This window comes from Enterobacter chuandaensis (assembly GCF_039718975.1).
Taxonomy (GTDB): domain Bacteria; phylum Pseudomonadota; class Gammaproteobacteria; order Enterobacterales; family Enterobacteriaceae; genus Enterobacter; species Enterobacter chuandaensis.
Genome location: NZ_CP097174.1, coordinates 26,063 through 50,778, shown reverse-complemented (window position 1 = coordinate 50,778; position 24,716 = coordinate 26,063). Strand labels below are relative to the sequence as shown.

Genomic DNA, 24,716 nt, shown 5'->3' with positions numbered 1-24,716 from the left:
CGTCTGGCGGTTTTTATTTGCAAAAATGAATATTAATCCTGAATGATATTAATTTAAGATGAGGTAGTGTTCATATTCTTCTTCTTAATATTTTTTCTAAAAAAACGCCTTAAGGTTATTAGTTGGTATTAGTGTATTTGTTATGATCTTCTCATCAAATACATTAATTAAATAATCAAGGAGTCAACTGTGGCAGATAATTATACTCAGGCGTCGTTTATTATTCCCTGCACTCAGGAGCAGGCAAAAATGGCACAAGAAGCAATCACATTCGTTACCGAAGCAGAAATTGCAGAAGGTGAGCGTTTGCTTGATAAGCCACTGACAGATTGTTCTCTGACTGAGAAGCTGATCCTCAGTATTATCGAGAACCACCCTGAGTATGACCCTTCTGAGCCGAGCTTTGGGCAACCATCCTGCCCAGACTGCAATTATGAACTGTTGTTCGCAACAGAAGTTACCAGCATTGGGCTGGCAGTTTTTCATGGAGAGACCATTGATCTTGACCATGCAATTTGCCTCACAACTGCCGTGCTGTCGGTATTCGACCTCCCGGAAATGGTAACAATTACTGCTGCATTTACATGCAGTAAAAGCCGGACAGATGAATTTGGGGGTATGACTATTCTGGTCACAAAGGATACCCACTATTACCAGGATGGCTGTCAGTTTTCTCGTCTCATGAATGAGGCTCACAAAGCCGGTATCCAGTATGCTCTGTGTAAAGTGACGCATTACCACGGTGAGAGCAGCTATGTGGCAAGCTATGTCCTGAGCTGCGACGTAGCGGATTCAGCATAGGAGGTCGTTAACAGACGACTGAAGGCGTGTGCCGGAAAAGAGCCAGAAGACGGAATCTATATTCTGAGTGAAGAAGACAACACCAGTCTTTCGGTCGAATTCGTTACAGAACTGTCTCCGCTCGATTACGACAAGCTGAGCAAGCTTCTCCCTTCCCTTGACACCCTTTGCGGCGCTTAAGCCTGCCAATTACCGTAGCCACCGGTTTCCCCGGTGGCCTGGAGCCTGCCATGACCAATAAATTCATAGTTTCTACCGTTGATTGTATCAATGAATATGCAAGTGACGTTCCGCAAAGTGTTTCCTTACGGATAGATACAATGCTTGAACAGCGTATCCGCAAATTGGCGGCATACGTGAAAGAAAACGATCTTCATTTAACTGAGTTTTACTTCTATGACGCTAACTGGTCATTTTGTGGTGAAGATGAAATTCAAGAAATAAAAGACATGGATGAATATAAGCATAGCGACAGCATAAAGCAGGAAGCGATGCTGCGGGAAGTAATGCCATCAGCACGTACGGAATGCCCGGTTATTAGGGTGATGAAAGATTCATTTCAGCTTTCAGCTCTACCACGCCATTGTGGTGATGACATGACTCTTAACACTCCTTCTATTCCGCTGTCTGAGTTGAAAACAAATAATACGGCATTTATTACGCCGCCAACCTATAACTAATGGCTGAGCCGGGTGATTAAATTACAATGGATTATTTTTATATATTTTTGCATTAAATCCGCGTGATTTTGATTTAATATAATTTCGCTAAATGGTTGCGCTGTGGTTATTTTAAAGTTCTAATAATAATATCAGTGATGCAGCATATACCGTGGTTCAGGAAAATATATGTTTATTGAAAAAAGCGACTCATTCCTTGAATTATCCTCAGAAGTTATTTTTCCTGAGGCGGCTAATGCTGCCATTTTGAAACATGATAAATGGGCGGATGTTTGGGAGACCCTGACAACCGATGCCGATCTGAACTATACCGATGAAAAGGAGACTGTGAGTCTTTCTTCTCTGGTCATGTCAGCCACATCTGCTATTTATCAGGCTATTACGGACGGCTGGACGATGTGCGTGGGATACAGTGGCGGCAAAGACTCCCATTCTCTTCTGCACCTGTTTCTGATGGCATTGATCAGGGCAGTACGTAACGGCACAAATATCAGCGAACATCATTTCATTCAGATGTCCGATACGCTGATCGAAAACCCTGAGATGCACTATCAGGCTTCACAGGTTCTCAACCAGCTCAGAATGTTCATTGCTGAACACCAGCTACCGGTCACAGTTCTTGTCGCCCGACCGTCTCTTACGCAGAGCTGGGTCGGCCGCATTCTGACTGGGCGCGGACTTCCGACCTGGACAAACTCCGCTACACGACAGTGTACAACCGATCTAAAGATCGCCCCCCTGCGCAAGGCCAAAGCGCTTTTTTTGAAAAACGCCCATGCATCCGTACGAAAAAGAGTTTGCCTGATGCTGGGTTCCAGGGATGATGAAAGCGCCCGTAGGGCCGGAAATATCCTCAAAATGGGAGGGCAGGCAAGTAAAGTTACCCTTACTGAGCACGGTGGTGAACTCTATCCGGTAAAGAAGTGGCGTACTCAGGACATCTGGTCCTTTCTGATGGCCTGTGGTTCCGAATCCCGCTTCCCTTTACCAAGCTTTATGCCGGATAACTTCAGCCTGGCAACGCTTTATAAAGACGCTACCGGAGAGTGTATCTGGTCCCCTGAGAAGTCCACACGCACCTCAGCTTGTGGGGCTCGCTATGGTTGTTCACTTTGCACAGCCGTCTTAGTTAACCACTCAATGGAAGCGCTTATACATGCTGACCCGGAGAAGTACGGTTATCAGGCAGGCCTGAGTCGTCTTCAGCGATTTCTTTCTAAGATCCAGTATGACTGGAGCCTGCGGGATTATATCGGTCGTAAAGTGTTTGAAGGCGGTTATGTACGTCTTCAACCCAATATCTTTTCTTCATCCCTGACTGAACGTCTCTTTCATGTCTGTTGCAGCCTTGATTATGTTGAAGCCAGACGTGCGGCAGAGAATCGCAGAAAGCTACTTTCCGGCGAGGTGGACGATACGGCTTATAACCGTCGTATGGCTGAGCCACAATTTCGGCTTGTACAGGAAGCAAACGTGATCCACGTTGATTTCCTCTGGTCGTTGCACTGTTTCAACCCTCGCCCGTTTCGGGCAATTGAGATCTATCGTAGGGTCTGGGAAGAGGCCGATCTGGACCTTCTTGAGGATGAGCCTGACATGCAGCCTGTGCCCCGTACACCAATGCCAGCTCCACTCTGGTTGAAACTGCCCGGAGGCCGGTTCGGTACAGCTTATGATGGACTGACTGATACGTTGCCGCTGATGACCTATTTTGACGGGCAGGCGGACCCCAGGGCTTCACGTAGCCTAAAGACCGGAGAGAGCAGTTCTGTCGTCGTGGCATTCGAGGAAGAGGATGAGCTGACTGTTGAAGAAGATACGGCGTCCTGGATTATCTGGCATGAATACGACGGGTTACGCCAGCCCATCGCTGGCGGTGAGTTTACTCCAACGACTGCTGCTCAGTATCTTCTTCGTTATGGCGCGGTCCGAATTTCAAAAGGCAAGGGCGCTGTCTATCATCGTCTCGCACAACGGGGACAAACCTTTTCCCGCCTGGGGATAGGCGACAGAGTGTCGCTTCCAGAGCTGGTTGCCAGTCGGCGTTTTAAAATACTCAGTGATTCTGCATACCGTCAGGTTGTAGCCCGGAAATTGCGTGGACAGATAAAAAAGTTCAGATTCTGGGCATGCGTAGCTGCCTGTGTTCAGTTGCACGTACACAACAAGACGGCACTCGGAGAAAGAATTTTAACGTTACTCGAAGGTGAGAGGGAACAGCAACAAGGTGCGATCCAGGCGAAGCTGAAGGCGGGAATGATGGATGCAGTTTTAACTCTGTGTAACCAGCGACTCCGGGTGAAAGAAAATACTAACCAGCCAGAGGAGTTCTGCTATTACCGTGCCGTTAGAGCTCGTTTCATGCGCCATTTATCTGAATGCCTTAAGCCAGAAAATGGCGGCGTTATCCGTGACGTTATCTGGGAACTGAGAGTGCTGAGCAGTGCTCACGGTACGACCAAAACAGGTTTTTACTATGTCGATAGCAATCGCCCGACAGCGAAAGGACTGTTAAACCGCCTTCTGATGAGGATGGTCAGGCAGGTCGTATAAGCGTCTGAAACGCGAAACACACGAAAATGGAGGGGTTATACAAAAAAAACTTAACTTTGATCGTGATGTAATGTGGACATCATGTCCAAGCGTTGCTGCATCCAGAAAAGTAACTTTAAACCTGTTGATACAGCCCTTGCATTACCTGTTTACGCATAGCCTGGAAACGTTCTAATTAAACCAGACAAATATAAATTTAAATTAATTCACTCACCCCCGGAATCGGGGAACTAAACAAAAGGATCATCAATGCAAAATCAAAATACACCCGCTCAGGAAAAACACACCGTATACCTTTTTAATGCCGAACATGCTGACAAGACAGCCGCCAAGCAAGCCGGGAAACTTTTCACGCTGGACATTGAACACCCAATGACCCTCAACGATCTCTCGCTGCTGTGTGAGTCGGTCGCGGACGCTGTGGGAGCCCCTGGCGGAATTAAATATGCAATCACAACAGAGCCTAATGGGGTTCAGGAGGAATACTGAATCAGTGTGGTGTGTGTCCATTTTAATTTGAGGTTTCATGAGTTCTATCGAGAGGCTGAAGTATGACTTTGAAAATGGGAAGTTCCGGGACTTCCAAGCCTGAGGGGCCATTTGTATTAATCACTTTTGAGGGGGACGAATTTCTTTTTGATGACAGACATAATGTCGTCAAGATAAATGGCAGGCCAAAAAAAATGGATGTAAAGCGACATTATTTTGAGTCCGATCTGGGAGAAGGGAAAGCGAAATACTGGACTTTAAATATCGAAGAGGCTCATCGGTTCAATTCGATTGATGAAGCGACAGAACAGCTTTGTAAACTGAATCGCCCTCATCTGATCAAAATTCGCAAAGTTGAGGGGGGTATCTGAATGACCAAAGAGATGTTTTTACGCATTTTAAATGAGGCACAGGCTCGTGTGGATAACGATTCGCTTCCGCTTGATGTTCGTATCCGGTCACGCACCACGGTAAATGATTGCGTCATCCGGGCAGATAAAGAGGGGTGGCCTATTGAGTATAAACAGAAGGTCTGGGTAGATGCAGTCAGTGGCTGTTAACTTCAGCGGTTACTTAAGCCAGTTCCTGTGCCCGTGAGTTTAGTAAAGGCGGAAAATGATATGGTCAAGGTGATAAATATCAACGGGAATTTAGTTGAATTACCTGAGCCCTCAGCAAAGTTATCCAAAGCTGAATCACCTGATGGTAGGTTCTCAAAACCTAAAAATAAGATCTCTAAAATACAGCGAGCTGAGCTGCGAATGAAATTTGGGGGGCGTTGTGCCTATTGTGGTTGCAAGCTTCCTGAAAAAGGGTGGCATGCCGATCATGTTGAGCCTGTTCGACGCGACTTTGAACTGGTGAGAGCCCCGGTCGGCAGCGGCGTAACTCATGTTGCCCGAAATACGGGTAAGGTTATGCACCCTGAACTGCATGCTATAGAAAACTTATTTCCATCATGCGCCCCCTGCAACCTTTTTAAAGGAGCTTTTAGTGTTGAAGGAATGAGAAAAGAAATTACCAAACAGGTTGAACGGGCTCGCGCATATAGCGTGAATTTCCGTACCGCAGAACGTTTTGGTTTGCTTCATATTGTAGAAAAACCGGTCGTCTTCTGGTTTGAGCAGTATAACGAACAGAAACAAAACGAATAATTTCTGTGAAACATAAAAGAAGTTAATCAGCAGTGGTTTACTAATTAAAGAGTGATTTAAATATTTTGATGCTGCTGAGGAGCTGCCTGGTATATCCTTCAAAGGAGAAAATGATGTATCTGCATCTTGTGCCCCGTATTCTTCACCATATGAAAAACAAGTGTACTCTCGTGTCAGTTTCTGTACCTGAATTGTCACTTGAGCTTAAAGCTGATTCGCTGGTGGCAATGAAACCCTATCCCAACAAGTCCTACCACGTTGTCATGTTGAAGGGGCGACGTGCATTAAATGGCTTTCTGGTAAAAAGCCCACGGACTTTAACTGAGTTCACAATGATAACAATCTGGGAAATTGAAGGTTTTGGAAAAATTAGTCATACCGTAAAAACGCTCGTTCAGGACAAAGACTATGACATGGTCTCCGCCTGGTTCCGCCCGCACAACCGCGACAGCCGTATTCCCAATCTCTATCTGGTCGGCGCGGGCACCCATCCGGGCGCGGGGATTCCCGGCGTGATCGGCTCGGCGAAAGCGACCGCCGGCCTGATGCTGGAGGCGCTGTCACGATGAACGGCACGCTGATGGATCACGCCACCGAAACCATGGCGGCAGGCTCGAAAAGCTTTAATACCGCTGCAAAGCTGTTTAACGCGTCGACCCGTCGCAGCGCGCTGATGCTCTACGCCTGGTGCCGCTATTGCGACGATGTGATTGACGGTCAGGCGCTGGGTTTCCGCGATGCGTCCGCCCTCAGCGGCAGCGCGACGCAGCGGCTGGCGATGTTGAAAACGCAAACGCAGCGCGCTTTTGCTGGCGCGGAGATGCAGGAGCCTGCCTTCGCCGCCTTTCAGGAGGTGGCGACGCGCCATGCCATTCCGCCGCAGCAGGCGTTCGATCATCTGGAAGGGTTCGCGATGGACGTGCGCGACACCCATTACGAAACCTTGGAGGATACGCTGCGCTACTGCTATCACGTCGCGGGCGTGGTGGGGCTGATGATGGCGCGGGTTATGGGCGTACGTAATGAAGCGGTGCTGGATCGCGCCTGCGATCTGGGGCTGGCGTTTCAGCTGACCAACATTGCGCGCGATATTGTTGAAGATGCGGAAACAGGGCGCTGTTATCTACCGGCGCAGTGGCTGGCGGAGGAGGGGATCGGCAGGCAGCAGATCGCCGATCCGGTTAACCGCGAGAAGCTGGCGCGTCTGGCTCAGCGGCTGGTGGCGGCCGCCGAGCCTTACTACGACTCCGCGCGCGTCGGGCTGGCTGGCCTGCCGCTGCGTTCCGCCTGGGCGATCGCGTCGGCGCACGGGGTTTATCGGGAGATCGGCGTCAGGGCACCAGCCGCGCGGAGAAAATCGCGCTGCTAATGAAAGGCGCGGCGCTGGCGATCAGTTCCCGCGTCGCGTCGACGCCGCCGCGTTCTTCCGATCTTTGGCAGCGTCCGCATCGGCATGGCGGTCACGCGGAGTAGCGTTTTCGCCGCGCGACGCTCTGGTGTTGCGGCTGCGCAGCACCGCCTGCAATTTTGACACCGGCGGCGCATAGAGAAAGCCGAAGGAGACGCAATCCTCTTTGCCGCGCACCGCATGATGCAGGCGGTGCGCCATATACAGCCGTTTCAGGTAGCCGCGGCGCGGAATATAGCGAAACGGCCAGCGCTGATGCACCAGGCCGTCATGCACCATAAAATAGAGCGCGCCGTAGAGCGTCATACCGGCGCCGATCCACTGCAACGGCCAGACGCCGGAGGTGCCGACAGCGATCAGCACAATCGCCAGCACGGCGAACAGCAATGCATAGAGATCGTTGACTTCGAACCAGCCGGTGCGCGGTTCATGGTGTGAAAGATGCCAGCCCCATCCCCAGCCGTGCATGATGTATTTGTGCGCCAGCGTCGCCACGATTTCCATGACGGCGACGGTCGCCAGCACAATCAGGGTGTTCCACAGCACGAGCATCGTGACTCCTGTTTTAGCGGATAAATAGCGTGTCCATCGCATTAAACGGCAAGGGCTCTGCTTTGCGTTGCCCGTGGTTGCAGGCGACTGAAAGGCGTCAGCCGCTTCGATGAGTGTACGTGATGCAGAGTATAGCAACAGAGTCGGCGGGCTGCCGCGTGCTCAGGAGGTGGCGTCGCTTACCGATTCGCGCAGCACCAGTCCGGAAATAAGCGCCTGCTGTGGGGTCATGTCGCCGCCGTCGAGCATTGAGATCAGGCGGTCGATCACCTCATGGATCATGCCGGTAACGGGATCTTTAACGCTGGAGAGCGCGGGGAGCAGGAAGGGAGCGACGGGGATGTCGTCAAAGCCGAGTAGCGAGACATCATCCGGCACGCGCAGTCCGGCCTGAGCCAGCTGCCTCAGGGCGCCGACCGCCATATCATCGTTGCTGGCGATCAGCGCGCTGAAGGCGACGTTGTTTGCCAGCAGGGTCGCCACCGCTTTTGCGCCGCAGGCGGGCGTCCATTTTCCTTCAACGATGCGCTGCGGTTCGACGACGATATCAGCCTGGCGCAGCGCCTCTTTATAACCGGCAAGGCGTTCCAGCGCAGTGGGTGAATCGAGCGATCCGGTAATAAAGGCGATTTCCCGGTGGCCGCGTTCGATCAGCGCCATGGCGGCATTAAACGCCGATCCTTTATGGTCGCAGAAGACGGCGTGGCTGGGATGTTTACGCAGCCGACGATTGACCACCATAATCGGCTGGCGCGTCTGCCCGATGATGTCGTCCATGTCGTCGATGGTGAGAAAGCGCGGGTAGAGGATAATGGCGTCACAGCGCAGATCGAGCAGGAATTCGATCGCCTCGCGCTCCTGCTGCGCGCTGTGTTTGCCGTCAACGAGGATCAGTTGTCGGCCGCTTTCTTCCACTTTTTTCGCCGCCTGGGAGAGGATTTCGCTGAAGTAGCTGCCGCTGTAGAGAGTGTTGGTGACGACCATGCCGATGCACTGGGATTTGCTGGTCGCCAGGTTACGCGCCAGCAGGTTAGGGCGGTAGCCCGCGGCTTCGATGGCGGCGAAGACCTGTTTGCGGGTTTCTTCGCTGACATAGCCTTTGCCTGACAGCACACGCGAGACCGTCGCTTTGGAGACGCCCGCTTTTTTCGCCACTTCCTGCATTGTTGACATCATCTTCCCCCAACCGTGATCCCTTGCGGCTCATTCTAAACATTTTTACGTCAGGATCGCGGATTATGTTGCGTGGTCCCTGGTGAACACGTCAAAGGCAACGCTTTCTTCAAGCTATATAAAACTCAGCACCCCAGTACCGAACCACAGAGTTGGGGGCGCAGGGGCAGGAACCTGCAGGCGGGTTGTTTGGGCAGCGGCGATGCGGCGTTGGCTGGCTGCTTAGTGAGTCAGCGGCGGTGCGGTGTTGGCTGGCTGTTTGGTGGGGCAGCGGCGATGCGGTGTTGGCGGGTTTTTCAGTGAGTCAGCGGCGGGCGGGCCGTTTCGTAAAGACGTCGTCAATCCATCCCTGGAGACTCCGCCGCGTCATCCCTGACGCGGAGGCTTTACTACACGGCCCGCCCGCCGCTTCCTTTAGCTTCAGTGTTGCCCGCGCCGCTGGGTGTCGCTTTGGAAGTCGTCTGTGCTGCTTTGCCTGGCTGATGTGAAACACAGAATTCACATACTAAAGCACAGAGTTAGGGGAGCGAGGGGGCCGGAACCTGTAGGCGGACCTCCCGCGCCAGGGAAGGCGCGGGCGGAGGCGCCATGGATGGCTTTATGCCGTTCCGCCGAAAGGTCCGGCCCCCTTGCGACCGGCACCTGACAGGGCCGCAAACCGACGCCCACCCGACCACGACCAGCACACGCGCGATCCTTATCACAAATCTGAAAGCTCAAAAAGAAATCAGTTGATCTCCATTCACAACTTAACCAATCTGATGTGAAACCGGTTACCTATTTTGTTGCAGACGGGAAGCGCCAGTGAAAACTTATGCAGGTTGCTTCCACAACTACCTGAATAAACTATAAAAATGCCGTCTACCCTACGGCACGGTGCGTCATAACGAGAGGTTTCACACTCATGTCAAAGAATTACGCAACAATCTCGCGTTCAATCGTTGAGGCGATAGGTGGTGGTGATAACGTGGCGGCAGTGACTCACTGCATGACGCGCCTGCGCTTTGTGCTGAACGACAGCACCAGCGTCAACAGCGCTGCGCTGAAGGCCATTCCCGGCGTCATGGGCGTGGTGCAAAACGACAACCAGTGCCAGGTTATCATCGGCAACACCGTTTCTCAGGCCTACGCTGAAGTCCTCAAACTGCTTCCCGCCGGGGCACAGGTGCTACGGGCCGAACCGCCAAAAGGGAAACTCACCCTGAGACGCATCGGCGCAGGGATCCTGGATGCATTGATCGGCACCATGTCCCCCCCCTGATCCCGGCGATCATTGGCGGATCGATGGTCAAACTGCTGGCGATGATCCTCGACATGACCGGTCTCTTTCCGAAAGGATCTTCCACCATCGCCATCCTGAACTTTATCGGCGACGGCGCTTTCTTCTTCCTGCCGGTTATGGTCGCCGCCTCCGCCGCGATCAAATTTAAAACCAATATGTCGCTGGCGATCGCCATTGCCGGCGTGCTGGTCCATCCCGGTTTTATCGATCTCATGGCGCAGGCGGCGAAGGGACAGCCCGTCGACTTCTTCGGCGTGCCGGTCACCGCGGTCAAATATACCTATACCGTCATCCCGGCGCTCTGCATGACCTGGATACTCTCGTATATCGAAAGATGGGTGGATAAAATCACCCCGGCTGTCACTAAAAACTTCCTCAAGCCGATGCTGATCGTCCTGTTCGCCGCGCCGATCACCATCCTGCTGATTGGGCCGATCGGCATCTGGATCGGCAGCGGCATCTCGGCGGTGGTCTATACCATCCACCACTATCTCGGTTGGCTCTCCGTCGCCATCATGGGCGCGCTCTGGCCGCTGCTGGTCATGACCGGTATGCACCGCGTCTTCACGCCGACCATCATTCAAACCATCGCTGAAACCGGCAAAGAGGGCATGGTCATGCCGTCTGAAATCGGCGCCAATCTCTCGCTGAGCGGATCTTCGCTGGCGGTCGCCTGGCGCACCAAAAACCCGGAGCTGCGTCAAACCGCCCTGGCGGCGGCGGCTTCCGCAATAGTGGCGGGCATCTCCGAGCCCGCGCTCTACGGCGTGGCGATTCGGCTCAAACGCCCGCTGGTGGCCAGCCTGATCAGCGGCTTTATCTGCGGCGCGGTGGCGGGCCTGGCCGGACTGGCGAGTCACTCCATGGCGGCGCCGGGGCTGTTCACCAGCGTGCAGTTCTTCGACCCCGCCAACCCGATGAGTATCGTCTGGGTATTTGCGGTTATGGCGCTGGCGGTCGTGATCTCCTTTATCACCACCCTGATTTTAGGCTTTGAAGACATTCCGGTGACGCCGGAGCAGACCAACGCGGTGTCAGCATCCGCCGACTGGCCCGCAAACTCTCAGGCCGTTAAAACGCATTAACAGAGGATGTATATGGAAACCAAATTTCCCGCAGGATTTTTATGGGGCGGCGCGATTGCGGCGAATCAGGCCGAGGGCGCCTGGCGCGAGGGCGGCAAAGGGCCAGGGACGATAGATATGAGCCCGCACGGCCCCGAGCGCATGGCGGTAAAGCTGGGCCAGCAGAAGCGTTTTAGCTGCCGTGACGACGAGTTTTATCCGTCGCACGAGGCGATCGATTTTTATCATCGCTACAAAGAAGATATCGCTCTGATGGCGGAAATGGGCTTTACGGTATTTCGCACCTCCATCGCCTGGAGCCGCATCTATCCGCAGGGCGACGAGCTGACGCCCAATGCGGAGGGCATTGCCTTTTACCGCGACCTGTTTCTTGAATGTAAGAAATACAACATTGAGCCGTTGGTCACCCTGTGCCACTTCGATGTGCCGATGCACCTGGTAAAAGAGTACGGTTCCTGGCGCAGCCGCAAAATGGTGGACTTCTTTACCCGCTATGCGCGCACCTGCTTTGAAGCCTTCGATGGGCTGGTGAAATACTGGCTCACCTTCAACGAAATAAATATTCTGCTGCACAGCCCGTTTTCCGGCGCCGGGCTGGCGTTCGACGAGGGGGAAAACCCGCAGCAGGTAAAATATCAGGCGGCGCACCACGAACTGATCGCCAGCGCGCTGGCGACCAAAATCGCCCACGAAGTCAACCCGCAAAACCAGGTCGGCTGTATGCTGGCGGGCGGCAACTTCTACCCTTACTCCTGCAAGCCAGAAGATGTCTGGGCGGCGCTGGAAAAGGATCGGGAAAACCTTTTCTTTATCGATGTGCAGGCGCGCGGCGCTTATCCCGCCTGGACCCGCCGCATGTTCCGCGAGCAGGGCATCACCCTCGAAACGCTGCCGGGCGACGACGAAATCCTGAAAGACACCGTCGATTTCGTCTCCTTCAGCTACTACGCTTCGCGCTGCGCCTCGGCGGAGATGAACAGCAACAACACCAGCGCCGCCAACGTAGTTAAATCGCTGAAAAACCCCTGGATTGAGGCGAGCGAATGGGGCTGGGCCATCGATCCGCTGGGGCTGCGCATCACCATGAACATGATGTATGACCGCTACCAGAAACCGCTGTTCTTGGTGGAAAACGGCCTGGGCGCCAGGGATGAGCCTGACGCCAACGGCGAAATTCATGACGACTACCGCATCAGCTACCTGCGCGAACATATCCGCGCAATGGCGGAAGCGATCGACGACGGTATTCCCATCATTGGCTACACCAGCTGGGGCTGCATCGATTTGGTCTCCGCCTCGACCGGCGAAATGAGCAAGCGCTACGGCTTTATCTACGTTGACCGCGACGACCAGGGCAAAGGCACGCTGGCGCGCACGCGTAAAAAATCGTTCTGGTGGTATAAAAAGGTTATCGCCAGCAACGGCGCCGATCTCGATTAATCAAATGGGCCGGTAACGGCCCGTTTTTTCCTAAGGTATTTTGCTACAGGCTTTATCTTTAATTACGCGATATTTGGCTACGTAAAACGATTCGCTCCCGCACGATATTTCCCATTTTTTCTGTCTCCGATCTTTTTATAAGCATATTCCGCTGTACGTCGCCTTTTTATTATTAATATTAAACGGATATCTTCCGCCTGACGCGCGCCGCGTATAATAATATGCGCAATGAAATTATTTCTTTTAAATAATTAACACATCTAAATCAATCCTTTGTTGCCGCACATTTTCTTCTTAATAAGATGATTCCTACTCATGATTGATAAATTATTTGTTGATTATTTTATTTTTTATTCTGTTTTTTCTTAATCATAAAGATATATGAAAATAGTATGAGTGAAATCACCTTTTTACGTATCAATATTTCCGCATGTAACTGGCGGAAATAATACTTTTCTGCTTTACCTGATATTTGCGCCGAGGCATTCAGCGCGGCGCATTCTTTTTTGCAAACTTAACGCTTTTAAAAATCCTTGTTTAAAAACCAATAATGGACGGTATCTGCAATGGTAAAAAGAAGCAGGTTGACTGTAGCTCAGCGCGTATTATCGCCTGAGTCAGATGGGCGGCGCGCGCGTTTAAGCGTTCTGGCGATGGCGGTATGCCTGGGATCGATGGGCCAGGCGGGGGCTGCCAGCTATATCGAGCAGGGCACGGCGGGCAATCCAGCCAGCTGGCGCAGCAGCGAGTTCAACGCTGAATGGGGGCTGGGAGCGATTCACGCTGAAGCGGCCTATGCCGCCGGCTACAGCGGCAAAGGGGTAAAACTGGGGATCTTCGATCAGCCGGTTTACGCAAAGCACCCGGAATTCTCCGGCGCGAATAAAGTGATCAACCTGGTGACCAAAGGCATCCGCGCCTATACCGATCCCTACATTCCGGTAAAAGCAGGCGATCCGTTTGAATATAACGGCACGCCGAGCGTTGATTCCGACGGCGAACTGGGATCGCATGGCACTCACGTCGGCGGCATTGCGGCAGGCAGCCGTGACGGCGGCGAAATGCACGGCGTGGCGTGGGGCGCGCAGATCGTCAGCGCGGAAAACGGCGATCCGGGCCCGGAAGACGGCATCATCCTCGGCAACGACGGCGCGGTCTATAAAGCGGGCTGGGATGCGCTGCGCGAAAGCGGCGTGCGCATCATTAACAATAGCTGGGGCATCGGCATCACCGATAAATTCGCCGAGGGCGGCAGCAATTCCGCTTATCCGCACTTCACCGTAAATGACGCGCAGAAACAGTTTGACCAGATTAAGCAGATCCTCGGCACCGTACCGGGCGGCGCCTATCAGGGCGCGATTGATGCGGCGCGTAGTGGCATCGTCACCATTTTCGCCGCCGGCAATGATGACAACCTCAACAACCCGGACGCGATGGCGGGGCTGGCTTACTTTGTGCCCGATATCGCGCCGAACTGGCTCTCCGTCGCCAGCCTGCAACAGAATGCCGCCTCCGCCGACGGCACCCCTTACACTATCAGCACCTTCTCCTCCCGCTGCGGCTACACCGCCAGCTTCTGCGTCTCGGCCCCCGGCTCGCGCGTCTACAGCTCGATAATCGAAGGCACCAGCGTCGATAACCTCACCACCGGCTACGCCAAATACAGCGGCACCTCAATGGCGGCGCCGCACGTGGCGGGCAGCGTCGCGGTGCTGATGGAGCGCTTTCCTTATATGACCGGCGCGCAGGTGGCGCAGGTACTGAAAACTACCGCCACCGACATGGGCGATCCCGGCATCGACGCGCTCTACGGCTGGGGCATGATCGATCTGAGCAAGGCGATCGATGGTCCGGGCATGTTCTATACCGTCGAGGATATTCCCGAAGCGCTGCGTATACCGGACCCGGAAGGCGTCGCCTACGGCCCGACGCAGTTTGTCGCCAATATCCCCGGCATCGGCGCCGAAGTGGATAAAGGCACGCCCTATGCACGCCTCTGCAATCAGGTACAGTGCGGCTTCGACGTCTGGTCGAACGACATTTCCGGCCACGGCGGGCTGACCAAAGAGGGCGCGGGCGCGCTCTGGCTCACGGGCAGCAACACCTACAGCGGCCCGACGCTGGTCAATGCCGGGCTGCTGTCGGTAAACGGCTCGCTCACCTCTGACGTCACGGTGCAGCGGCAGGGCGTGTTGGGCGGCAACGGCAGCATCGGGGCCTTACGGGTGGCGCGCGGCGGCACCGTGGCGCCGGGCAACTCGATCGGCACCCTGAACGTGGATGGCGACGTCACCTTTGATGAAGGCTCGCGCTACGCGGTAGAAGTGGCGCCGGACGGCCGCAGCGACCGCATCGCCAGCAGCCGCACCATCACCATTAACGGCGGCGAGGTGGCGGTATCGCTGGAAAACAGCGCTAACCTGCTGAGCCAGAGCGAAGTGCAAAGCCTTGCCGGACGTCAGTACAACATCCTGACGGCGACGCAAGGCGTCAGCGGCGCCTTTACCAGCGCATTGCCGAGCTACGCCTTCCTGGGCACCACGCTGGGCTACCAGGCAAACCAGGTCTCGCTGACGGTCGGGCGCAACGACGCCACCTTCGCCAGCGTGGCGGCCTCAGATAACGAGCGCGCGGTCGCGGCGGCGGCGGAAGCGCTGGGCGCGGGCAACCCGGTCTATGAAAGCCTGCTGCTCAGCGGATCGGCGGGCGAGGCGCGTCAGGCGTTCCGTCAGCTCTCCGGCCAGGTGCATGCGGATATCGCGTCGGCGCAGGTCAACGACAGCCGTTATCTGCGCGACACGCTCAACGATCGCCTGCGTCAGGCGGAAGGGCTGGGCGGCGTCAACGATATCAAGGCGGACGAGGGCGGCGCCTGGGCAAAACTGCTGGGCGCGTGGGATCACGCTTCCGGCGACGACAGCGCCACCGGCTATCAGGCTTCGACATGGGGCGTGCTGCTGGGGCTGGACTCCGCCTGGGCGGACGACTGGCGCATGGGCGTCGCGACCGGCTACACCCGCACCTCGCTGGATGGCGGCTACGGTTCTGACGCCGACAGCGACAACTATCATCTCGGCGTCTACGGCGGCAAAGAGTACGGTTCATTGGCGCTGCGTGCCGGCGCAGGATACACCTGGCACCGTTTCGATACCTCGCGCGCTGTGCGTTACGGCAGTCAGTCCGACCGCGCCAGCGCGCAGTACAGCGCGCGCACCGAGCAATTCTTCGCCGAAGCGGGCTACCGCATTCCGGCCGGACCGGTGAGCCTGGAGCCATTCGCCAATCTCTCTTACGTCAACTTCCAGAACAACCGCATCGCGGAGCAGGGCGGCACAGCGGCGCTGCATGGCGACAAGCAGCATATCGACGCCACGCTCTCCACCCTGGGCCTGCGCAGTGATGTCCAGTGGAACGTCACCCGTGAAACGGCGGTGGCGCTGCGCGGCGAGCTGGGCTGGCAGCATCAATACGGCGACCTCGATCGCGGCGTTGGGCTGAAGTTCAACGGCAGCGATACGCCGTTTGTGGTAAACAGCGTCTCCGCCTCGCGCGACGGGGCGGTGCTCAAAGCCAGCGCCGAGGTGGCGATCAACAGCAACGCCCGGCTGTCGCTGGGCTACAGCGGCCTGCTCTCCGGGAATTATCAGGACAACAGCGTCAACGCGGGCTTCAGCTGGAATTTCTGAAATCCGTCAACCACGGGGCCGACACGGCCCCGTTTTTTATACTTAATTCTCCGCCTGCCGTTTATTCTGCGCGAAGAACGGGCACGATATTCGCGCCGCCGTTAAATACGCGCTGTGATAGCGATCATATTTATAAAAAAGGTAAAGCCGTTATCGCTTTTCATCATTGACAGAAAAAGCGCTGGCGGTTTGGAAATATCTTTGTGTTCATTATTAATTCGCCTCGCGTCACATTTACGCAAAAACATAAAACGGCAAATAAATTTAGCAATTGTCATTCCCTCTCTCTTTTACAACATTAACGGGCACGGCTTAATCAAGCCCTCCGTTAAATAACGTGCTGCGGGTAGAAGGGGAGTAATAATGGCGACCTGTTCCGTATTGGGTAAAAAAGAAAAAATAGGCTACGGCCTGGGCGATATGGCCAGTGCGCTGGTCTGGCAAACGGCGACGCTGTTTCTCGCCTATTTTTATACCGACGTTTATGGGCTGCCCGCAGCGATTATGGGTACCATGTTTCTGCTGGTGCGCGCGCTGGACGCCTTCGTCGATCCCTGCATCGGCGCGCTGGTCGATCGCACCCGCACCCGCCATGGCCGCTTTCGTCCCTGGCTGCTCTGGTTCGCGGTGCCGTTTGGCGTCTGCTGCCTGATCACCTTCTACGTGCCGGACGCCGGGCCGACGGTGAAAATCATTTACGCCTGCGTTACTTACACGCTGCTGAGCCTGGTTTACTCCGCCATTAACGTGCCCTACTGCGCGTTGCCCGGCGCGCTGACGCTCGACCCACGCGAGCGCCATTCGCTCCAGTCCTGGCGATTCGGGCTGTCGTTTATCGGCGGGCTGATCGTCACGGTAATTGCGCTGCCGCTGGTGAACTGGTTGGGCGATGACAACCCGCAGAAAGGCTATTTCTATGCCATGAGCCTGATGGGAATGCTGGGCGTGGTGCTCTTTTTTTGCTGCTTCGCCATGACGCGTGAGCGTTATTATTCCGCAGCGGAAAACAGCGGTTCGATGCTGAGCGATTTAAAAACCCTGACGCGCAACAGTCAGTGGCGCATTATTTTCATCTTTAATATTTTGCTACTGACCGCGATAGTCACGCGCGGTTCCGCCACGCTCTATTACGTGAAATATGTGCTGCTGCGCCCGGAGCTGGTTTTCGCCTTTATTGTTTCCGGCATGGCGGCGGCGCTGCTGGGCGCCTTATTATCCGAACGGCTGTTGGGGAAATTCGACCGCGTGCGCGCTTACCAGTGGACGATTATCACTTTCGTGCTGCTCGGCTCGTTGATTTTCTTTTTACCGCCGGTCGCGCTCTGGTGGATATTCGGCATTAATATTGTCTTCAGCTTTATTCAGAACCTGACGACGCCGCTTCAGTGGGCCATGTTCTCCGACGTGGTGGATTATGAAGAACAGCGCAGCGGGCGGCGGCTTGACGGGCTGGTGTTCTCCACCGCGCTATTCGCCATTAAGTTCGGCCTGGCGCTCGGCGGCGCGCTGGTCGGCTGGATTCTGGCGCTGGTGGACTATCTGCCTAACCAGGCGCAGCAGTCGGCAGGCGTGCTGACCACCATCAACGCGCTTTTCACCCTAATTCCTTCGGCGTTGTTTCTCAGCATGGCGCTTCTGCTCTGCCTCTACAAACTCAGCAGCCGCAGAGTGGCTGAGATCGCCAGCCAGCTGGCGCAGAAGCGTCAGCATCACGAAGACACGCCTCCGCTTGTTTCCGCAATTCAGGAGTAATGTATGACCGCAATTTATCAGGACCCACAGCGCCCGGTGGCGGAACGCGTCGCCGATCTGCTGGCGCGCATGACGCCGGAAGAGAAATTCGCCCAGATGCACGCCTTCTGGCTCATCCTGTCTGTCGACGGCAACCACCGCGAACGCAGCGACCTCAGCGACAGTTTTTCCGGCGCCGGTCAGCTGAACGACCTGAACGCGCGGCTACGGCGCGGCGTTGGACAAATTACGCGCCCGCTGGGCACGCACGTAGTTGACGCGCGCGATGGTGTCAGAGCAGCCAACCGCCTGCAAAAAACGCTGATGGAGGAGACGCGGCTCGGCATCCCGGCGCTGTTTCATGAAGAGTGTCTGGTCGGCCTGCTGTGCAAGGACGCCACGCTGTTTCCGTCGCCGCTGAACTACGCCTCCACCTGGGACCCTGAGCTGATCGAGCAGGTGGCCGCGGCCATCGGCGAAGAGGCGCGATCTACTGGCTGTCGGCAGGGGCTGGCGCCGGTGCTGGACGTTTCGCGCGACGTGCGCTGGGGGCGCACTGAAGAAACCTTCGGCGAAGATCCCTGGCTGGTCGGCGTGATGGCGACCCATTTCGTCAGGGGGCTCCAGGGCGAAAAGCGTGACCTGCTGGCGACGCTGAAACACTATGTCGGCCACTCCTTCAGCGAAGGGGGACGCAACCATGCGCCGGTGCATCTCGGCTTCTGCGAGCTGAACGACACTTTCCTGCTGCCGTTTGAGATGGCGGTAAAGCTGGCCAATGCCGGTTCCGTGATGCCCGCCTATCACGACATCGATAATCAGCCTTCGCACAGCGACGCCTTCCTGCTGACCACGCTGCTGCGCGAGCGCTGGGGCTTTGACGGCATCATCGTCGCCGATTACGGCGGCGTCAGCCTGCTGCATCAGCATCACGGCGTGGCGCGCGACGCGGCGGAATCCGCTGCGCTGGCCTTTAACGCCGGGCTGGATATCGAACTGCCGAAAGATGATTGCGCGCAGCATCTGGCGCAAGCGGTCGAGCGCGGGCTGATTACGATGGAAAAAGTCGATGAGATCGTGGCGCGTCTGCTGACGGAAAAATTCCGTCTTGGACTGTTTGAACAGCCCTACGCCGATGAAAACCGCATCAGCCTGCAAAGCGAGAATGCGCGGCGGCTGGCGCGCGAGACGGCGACGCGCTCGATTACGCTGCTGGAGAACAACGGCGCGTTGCCGCTGAAGCCGGAACAGCGCGTAGCGGTGATCGGCCCGACGGCGGACGATCCGCTGGCGCTGCTCAGCGGCTACAGTTTTCCGGTACATCTGATCATCAGCGATATGCAGGACCAGGCGGCGCAGGTCACCACGCCATTGCAGGCGCTGGGCGACACGCAGGTCAGCTATGCGCGCGGCTGCCATATCATTGAAAAACGCATGGCGGGCGCGCCGGTTTTCCCCGGCGACAGCGCCGGCAAGCCGATGCAGCAGTCGCCGGTGTCGCAGGATACGTCCCTTATCGCCGAGGCGGTGGCGCTGGCGGAAAACAGCGACGTGGTGGTCGCCTGCGTTGGCGACCTGGCGGGCCTGTTCCAGAGCGGCACGGTGGGCGAAGGTTCGGACACGGACAGCCTCGCGCTGCCGGTCGTGCAGCAGCAACTGCTGGCGGCGCTGGTCGCGACCGGCAAGCCGGTGGTGGTGGCGCTGACCGGCGGACGGCCTTATCACCTGAGCGGGCTGGAGGATCGCGTGGCGGCGTTGCTGATGGCCTGGGCGCCGGGGCAGGAGGGCGGCTACGCGCTGGCCGATGTGCTGACCGGCCGCGCTGAACCGACAGGCAGGCTGGTGCTGTCGGTGCCGAAAAGCGCTGGCGCGATGCCCTACTACTACAACCACAAGCTGAAAAGCGGCGGCACGCCGTTCGCCTTTCATTTCGGCGCGCGCTATCCGTTCGGCTACGGCAAAACCTGGACGGAGTTTACCTACGGCCCGCTGAGCCTGGCGCAGCCGGAGACGCCGGTGGCGCAGGGCACCATTGAGGTTGCGCTGGAGATAACCAACAGCGGCCAACGCGCGGGCAGCGAGGTGGTACAGCTCTACGTGCGTGACAACATCGCCTCGATGGTCAGGCCGGTGCAGGAATTGAAAGCCTTTCAGCGCGTCATGCTGGAGCCGGGCGAAACGGCGCGGCTAACCTTCTTCCTGCCGACCGACATGCTGAACTTCACCAGCCGGGAAGGGGAGCGCATCGTCGAGCCTGGCGAGTTTGAATTGCAGGTGGGCGCCTCCAGCGGCGATATTCGTCAGCGGACGGTAGTGACGCTAACCGGCGAGACGCGGCGGCTGCCCCAGCAGTGGCGGATACTCAGCCACTGCGAAGTTGCGCGCGGTCGCTAGTGCGGCTAAGGGCGCTTTCACCGTTTCCACCCGCGTCGGGATGCCGAGGTTCGGCGCGGATATCGGTGAAAGCGCCCGCTACTGCACCAGATGATGACTGATGGCGTACTTTACAATCTCGGCGTTGGTGGTGAACTTCATCTTCTTCATCAGCCGCGATTTATAGGTGCTGACGGTTTTATTGCTGATCACCAGCGCGTCGGCGATGGCGTTGATGCTTTCGCCGTGCGCCAGCATGATCATAATTTGCCGCTCGCGCATCGTCAGGTTCTCATGCGGCGGTCGGTCGCCGCTCTGGTACTGCGAAAAGACAATCTCCTGCGCCAGCTCGTGATCGATATAGCGTGAGCCGCGCGCCACCTGGCGGATCGCCGCCAGCAGCGCCTCCGGGTTTTTATCTTTGGTGATATAGCCCAGCGCGCCGCAGTAGAGCACGCGGCGGGCGATCTGCGGCTCGTTATACATGCTCAGCACCAGGATGCGCAGCGCCGGATATTGCAGAGTGATGCGGTTGATCAGATCCTCACCGCTGATGCCGGGCATAGAGATATCCAGCAGCAGCAGATCCACGCCGCCTTCGCGCAGCCGTTCCAGCACCTGGCCGCCGTCGGCTGCCTCGCCCACCACCTTAATGCCGTCGTCCAGCAGGAAAATCTGCTTCAGTCCCTCGCGCATAATGGCGTGGTCGTCAGCGATCATCAGGCGAATTGCTTGTGTCATCGGTTACTCACTTATTTTTCTTCGTAAACAGCGTGCGGGAGAGGACCGGCGGCCGGTGGGGGAAGCTCAGCTGTACGCGTGTGCCTTCGCCGGGCTTGCTGTCGATCACCACCTCGCCGTTCAGCATCGCCGCCCGCTCCACCATGCCTGGCAACCCCCAGGCGTTAGGGCGCACGCGGCGCATATCGAAACCTTTGCCGTTATCGACCACATCAATGCGCAGCCTGTCGCCATCCTGCTTCATAAACAGATAGACGCTGCTGGCCCCGGCGTGGCGCTGCACGTTGGTCAGCGACTCCTGCACCACGCGAAAGGCGGCGGTGACGCACTCGTCGCTAAGGCGGAGATCTTTCCCGTGAGGCGGCACAAAGATACAGCGGGTCGTATTGTGCTTGTTGAACTCGTCGCGCAGCCACTCCAGCGCCGGCACCAGGCCGAGATTCAGCATATTGGGCCGCAGACGGGTAGAAACGTCGCGCACCACTTGAATGGTGCCGTCGACCAGCTGCATCAGATTATCCACCTGCTGATGCACCGCGTCGCCCGCTTCCGGCGACTGCATGCGGATCAGCGACAGTCCGACGCGCAGCGACGTCAAATGCTGTCCCAGCTCATCGTGGATCTCATGAGCGAGGTGTTTGCGCTCCGCTTCGCGCTGCGCCTCCTGATTACGCGCCAGCAGGCGCAGCTGCTGATGCGCTTCGCGCAGCTCCTCTTCCGCCAGCCGGATGGCGGTAATATCGCGCCCGACCGTCAGCACGCTCTCCAGCTCTCCGTGCAGATCGAACTCCGGCACGCTGCGCACATGCAGGATACGTTTGCGATCGCCGTGGTTCAGGGTCAGCTCGCCCTCCGCCTGCTCGCCGCTCGCCAGGCTGTGCGATACCAGCCGCAGCAGCGCCATGCCCGCCTCGTGGTGCGGCACCGCTTCGGTCAGCTGCCAGCGGTAAATATCCTGTTCCTGGCCGTCAAACCATTTCAGCACCGGCGGGTTGACGTAAACGCAGCGCAGCGACAGATCGAAGCGCGCGATCATATCCGGCGAGTTCTCCACCAGGGCGCGGAACTGCTTCTCGCGTAGCTGCTGGATCGCCTCTTTTTGTTTCAGCTCGCGCACGTCGCGCACCACGCACAGCGCATGCGGCACGCCGCCGTGCAGGTAGAGACTGGAGCTGACCTGAACGGAGATCGGCTCGCCCCGGCGCGGAGTATGCTGTGAGGTAAAGGTGATCCCTTCCGGTCGCATCGTCAGCTTCCACCACAGCGCCGCCACGTCATCATCTTTGAGTTCATGATCGAGCGCGGCGAAACTGACCTGCATCAGCGCGCGCTGGGAAAAGCCCATTAATTTGCATGCCTTTTCGTTGACATATTTTATCCGCAGCGCCCGGTCCACTAAATAAATCGCATCGTGAATACGATTTAACGCAATAGAGGAAAGGGTATCGGACGGCGTCAGCGCAGGATTAAGATAATCGGAATAATTCTGCAATCGCGGCTCTCCAGATCAGGTCTCATTCATGCGCGTAACAGGGAACTTCGCGCGATGCTAATAAAATAAACTTCCCTGTTGCCTTTCCGCTTTTCAATACAACCTCAGAATAATCTCAGGCGTAAACGCGGCTTTTTAATGTTTCTCTGGCGCGGGAAAGACGGGAGCGTACGGTGCCCACCGGAATATTAAGCTGCTGCGCCACATCCTGATAGCTGCCGTCATGACCAACCAGAATCGACAGCATGGTTTTTAGATCCTCCGGAAACGTTTCGATAGAGGCGAGGGTAGCGCCTAAAACCCGTTCATTTTCCGTGATATCGCTCGGATCGCTGTCATAAAGCATACTGGTAAGAATCTCATCGTTGAGCGTATCAAATAAAAAGCGACCCTGCTGATTTTTATAGTAATTACGGATCAGATTAATTGCAATGCCGAACATCCAGGTTTCCGGGCGCGAGGCGCCGATAAATTTATGACAGTTGCGCAGCACCTCCAGACAGGTCATCTGGGCAATATCTTCCACATCCTCATAGTTCGCCACGCGTTTGTGAATGAAATTCAGTAATTTCTTATTATTTTTCTTGAAAACATCAGACCAGTCGATATTGACGGCAACGGCTTCTACGGTTATTGGCTGGCTGGCAAGAGTGGTCATCATCTTATTTTCTCCAGAGGAATCAAAAGTGATTGCCTCATGGCTATAGCAAGTGCTGTGCCAGCAAAAATTAACGAACTAACAGCTTGTTTTTATTATTTACGCGCAACTCATCCAGGATATATCTGAGAAAAAAACGGCAAAACCGCTTTTATTTTCTGTGGCATTTTTTACACAAGTTTCGCTGATTAATTATTTCCTGCCGGTGAGGTTTTTTATTTCATCTTTTTTTGGAACCTGGCGCGCGGCGAGCCCACTTAACCGGGGTCAACCTGATGAGGAACGGGCGATGCTGAAGCCAAACCTGCCGCTAATGCCGCACCCTTTTAAAGCCCTGATGAAAGCCGCCGACAGTGGGCCGAACAAAAGCGCCGAGCGGGCGGGGCAAAGCGTGGCCGATACCAGCGCCAACGACATGAAAGAAGAGGTGGGGCTGATGTTTTCCGAGCGCGCCGAAAGCCAGAAAAAGGCCGAGCAGCGCCGTCAGCAGCAGCATGGGCTGCGCCATCGGCAGCAGGCGGGCAAAGTGCAGCTGCACAAGCTCTACGCCATGCTCGACTCCGGCGATCCGTCGCGGCGCGAAGCGCATCTGAGCCAGCTGCGTGACACGCTGAAGCGCAAACCGCCGGCGGATACCGATGAACTGCTGTCGCAGCTGGATAACGATCCGGCGCGCTGCGATCTGCTGCTGCGCGTGATGGAGCGCGAGGCGCGCGATCAGGGCGACAACGCGCTGTGCGAAACCATTAGCCGCCATCTGGAGACGCTGCAAACCCAGCACGGCGAACGCCTGCGCGCCGGGCTGAACACCGCCGCGGCGTTTGCGGAATACAGCGCGCACTCGCAGCAGCGTCAGACGCTGCGCAATCTCTATTACGACAGCATCGTGCATCAGCAGTCGGCGCTGGCGATGGTCGATCTGCTGCTGGCGCACACCGATCCGACGCAGTTCGTCTCCGGGCTGCGCACGCTGCAACGGGCGCTGGCCGACGATATCGCCGCGCTCGCCTCCTCGATCAGCACCGGCGCGCTGCGACATATCCAGAACGGCCTGGCCGAGGCACGTCAGGTGGGGCACACGCTGGAAGAGAGCCAGAAAATGCTGGACCGCATGGCGGGCAAGATGACGCTGCACGCCATCGGCGCGACGGAACTGACGCGCCGCCTGTTGCATTTCAGCCATCACGGCGCCTGGCAACAGGATCTGCAACAGCTGGGCGAAGACGTGGTGGCCAACGCCAGCCCGCGCCAGCTGTCGATGTTTTTCAACGCGGTGTTGCCGCTGGTGCGCAGCCTGCCGCTGGCGCTGTGGAAAGTGAAAGACGGACGCAAAACCGCGCTGACGCTGCTGGCGAACCACAGCGCGGCGCTGCTGGACAACGAACGTAAACAGGCGCATCGCGCCTGAAGCAAGCGGT

17 protein-coding genes and 4 pseudogenes are annotated in these 24,716 nt (G+C 56.3%); 16 read left to right on the top strand and 5 right to left on the bottom strand.

Going from position 1 to position 24,716, the window contains the following annotated elements:
* Positions 1 to 189 precede the first annotated feature (189 nt).
* From MX657_RS22615 to crtB, 10 genes and pseudogenes are all read left to right on the top strand, one after another.
* Positions 190 to 801, top strand: coding sequence for a hypothetical protein (locus MX657_RS22615; protein ID WP_346808605.1), 612 nt, complete (start codon positions 190 to 192; stop codon positions 799 to 801).
* A gap of 230 nt (positions 802 to 1,031) precedes the next feature.
* Positions 1,032 to 1,481 carry a hypothetical protein gene (locus MX657_RS22610; RefSeq protein WP_346808604.1) on the top strand — a complete coding sequence of 150 codons (450 nt, stop codon included), beginning with the start codon at positions 1,032 to 1,034 and terminating at the stop codon, positions 1,479 to 1,481.
* A gap of 168 nt (positions 1,482 to 1,649) precedes the next feature.
* On the top strand, positions 1,650 to 4,034 hold the full coding sequence (locus MX657_RS22605) for a phosphoadenosine phosphosulfate reductase family protein (protein WP_346808603.1): 2,385 nt from the start codon (positions 1,650 to 1,652) through the stop codon (positions 4,032 to 4,034).
* Between the two features lie 249 nt (positions 4,035 to 4,283).
* A complete protein-coding gene (locus tag MX657_RS22600; protein ID WP_346808602.1) occupies positions 4,284 to 4,523 on the top strand; it encodes a hypothetical protein in 240 nt (79 codons plus the stop codon).
* 62 nt (positions 4,524 to 4,585) lie between these two features.
* A complete protein-coding gene (locus tag MX657_RS22595; protein ID WP_346808601.1) occupies positions 4,586 to 4,894 on the top strand; it encodes a hypothetical protein in 309 nt (102 codons plus the stop codon).
* Positions 4,895 to 5,083 (top strand): hypothetical protein, encoded by a 189-nt coding sequence (locus MX657_RS22590; protein ID WP_239910473.1) that lies wholly within the window; start codon positions 4,895 to 4,897, stop codon positions 5,081 to 5,083.
* A 60-nt stretch (positions 5,084 to 5,143) separates the two neighbouring features.
* Entirely contained in the window at positions 5,144 to 5,677 is a 534-nt protein-coding gene (locus tag MX657_RS22585) for an HNH endonuclease (protein WP_346808600.1), read from the top strand.
* Between the two features lie 68 nt (positions 5,678 to 5,745).
* Positions 5,746 to 6,090 (top strand): annotated as a pseudogene (locus tag MX657_RS22580) (DUF6012 family protein); the annotation flags it as partial.
* A gap of 6 nt (positions 6,091 to 6,096) precedes the next feature.
* A pseudogene (locus MX657_RS22575) lies at positions 6,097 to 6,246 on the top strand (FAD-dependent oxidoreductase); the annotation flags it as partial.
* Positions 6,243 to 7,150, top strand: a pseudogene (crtB, locus tag MX657_RS22570) (15-cis-phytoene synthase CrtB). The pseudogenes MX657_RS22575 and crtB, both read left to right, overlap by 4 nt.
* Here the strand turns inward: crtB and MX657_RS22565 are convergent.
* The gene (locus MX657_RS22565) at positions 7,068 to 7,637 is read right to left on the bottom strand and encodes a sterol desaturase family protein (protein WP_346808599.1); all 570 of its coding nucleotides are present in this window, start codon (positions 7,635 to 7,637) and stop codon (positions 7,068 to 7,070) included. The pseudogene crtB and the gene MX657_RS22565 sit on opposite strands and share 83 nt — an antisense overlap.
* A gap of 162 nt (positions 7,638 to 7,799) precedes the next feature.
* Positions 7,800 to 8,810: a LacI family DNA-binding transcriptional regulator gene (locus tag MX657_RS22560; protein ID WP_346808614.1), complete on the bottom strand. Its 1,011-nt coding sequence runs from the start codon at positions 8,808 to 8,810 to the stop codon at positions 7,800 to 7,802.
* 904 nt (positions 8,811 to 9,714) lie between these two features.
* Here MX657_RS22560 and ascF point away from each other — a divergent pair.
* The 5 genes and pseudogenes from ascF to MX657_RS22535 all read left to right on the top strand — a co-directional run bounded on the left by ascF (position 9,715) and on the right by MX657_RS22535 (position 20,428).
* Positions 9,715 to 11,177 (top strand): annotated as a pseudogene (ascF, locus tag MX657_RS22555) (PTS cellobiose/arbutin/salicin transporter subunit IIBC).
* Positions 11,178 to 11,189: 12 nt separating this feature from the next.
* On the top strand, positions 11,190 to 12,617 hold the full coding sequence (locus MX657_RS22550; protein WP_346808598.1) for a 6-phospho-beta-glucosidase: 1,428 nt from the start codon (positions 11,190 to 11,192) through the stop codon (positions 12,615 to 12,617).
* 653 nt (positions 12,618 to 13,270) lie between these two features.
* Entirely contained in the window at positions 13,271 to 16,303 is a 3,033-nt protein-coding gene (locus tag MX657_RS22545) for an autotransporter outer membrane beta-barrel domain-containing protein (protein ID WP_346808613.1), read from the top strand.
* A gap of 363 nt (positions 16,304 to 16,666) precedes the next feature.
* A complete protein-coding gene (locus tag MX657_RS22540) occupies positions 16,667 to 18,055 on the top strand; it encodes an MFS transporter (protein WP_346808597.1) in 1,389 nt (462 codons plus the stop codon).
* Positions 18,056 to 18,058: 3 nt separating this feature from the next.
* Entirely contained in the window at positions 18,059 to 20,428 is a 2,370-nt protein-coding gene (locus tag MX657_RS22535; protein ID WP_152391599.1) for a glycoside hydrolase family 3 N-terminal domain-containing protein, read from the top strand.
* A 78-nt stretch (positions 20,429 to 20,506) separates the two neighbouring features.
* Here the strand turns inward: MX657_RS22535 and MX657_RS22530 are convergent, their stop codons facing one another.
* The 3 genes from MX657_RS22530 to MX657_RS22520 form a co-directional block, all read right to left on the bottom strand.
* The gene (locus MX657_RS22530; protein WP_084971144.1) at positions 20,507 to 21,148 is read right to left on the bottom strand and encodes a response regulator; all 642 of its coding nucleotides are present in this window, start codon (positions 21,146 to 21,148) and stop codon (positions 20,507 to 20,509) included.
* Between the two features lie 7 nt (positions 21,149 to 21,155).
* Entirely contained in the window at positions 21,156 to 22,640 is a 1,485-nt protein-coding gene (locus MX657_RS22525; protein WP_102752022.1) for a PAS domain-containing sensor histidine kinase, read from the bottom strand.
* 115 nt (positions 22,641 to 22,755) lie between these two features.
* Positions 22,756 to 23,301: an RNA polymerase sigma factor gene (locus MX657_RS22520; RefSeq protein WP_102752021.1), complete on the bottom strand. Its 546-nt coding sequence runs from the start codon at positions 23,299 to 23,301 to the stop codon at positions 22,756 to 22,758.
* A 286-nt stretch (positions 23,302 to 23,587) separates the two neighbouring features.
* On the opposite strand from MX657_RS22520, the gene sctW reads away from it, so the two are divergent.
* On the top strand, positions 23,588 to 24,706 hold the full coding sequence (gene sctW / locus MX657_RS22515) for a type III secretion system gatekeeper subunit SctW (protein WP_102752020.1): 1,119 nt from the start codon (positions 23,588 to 23,590) through the stop codon (positions 24,704 to 24,706).
* Positions 24,707 to 24,716: the final 10 nt, after the last annotated feature.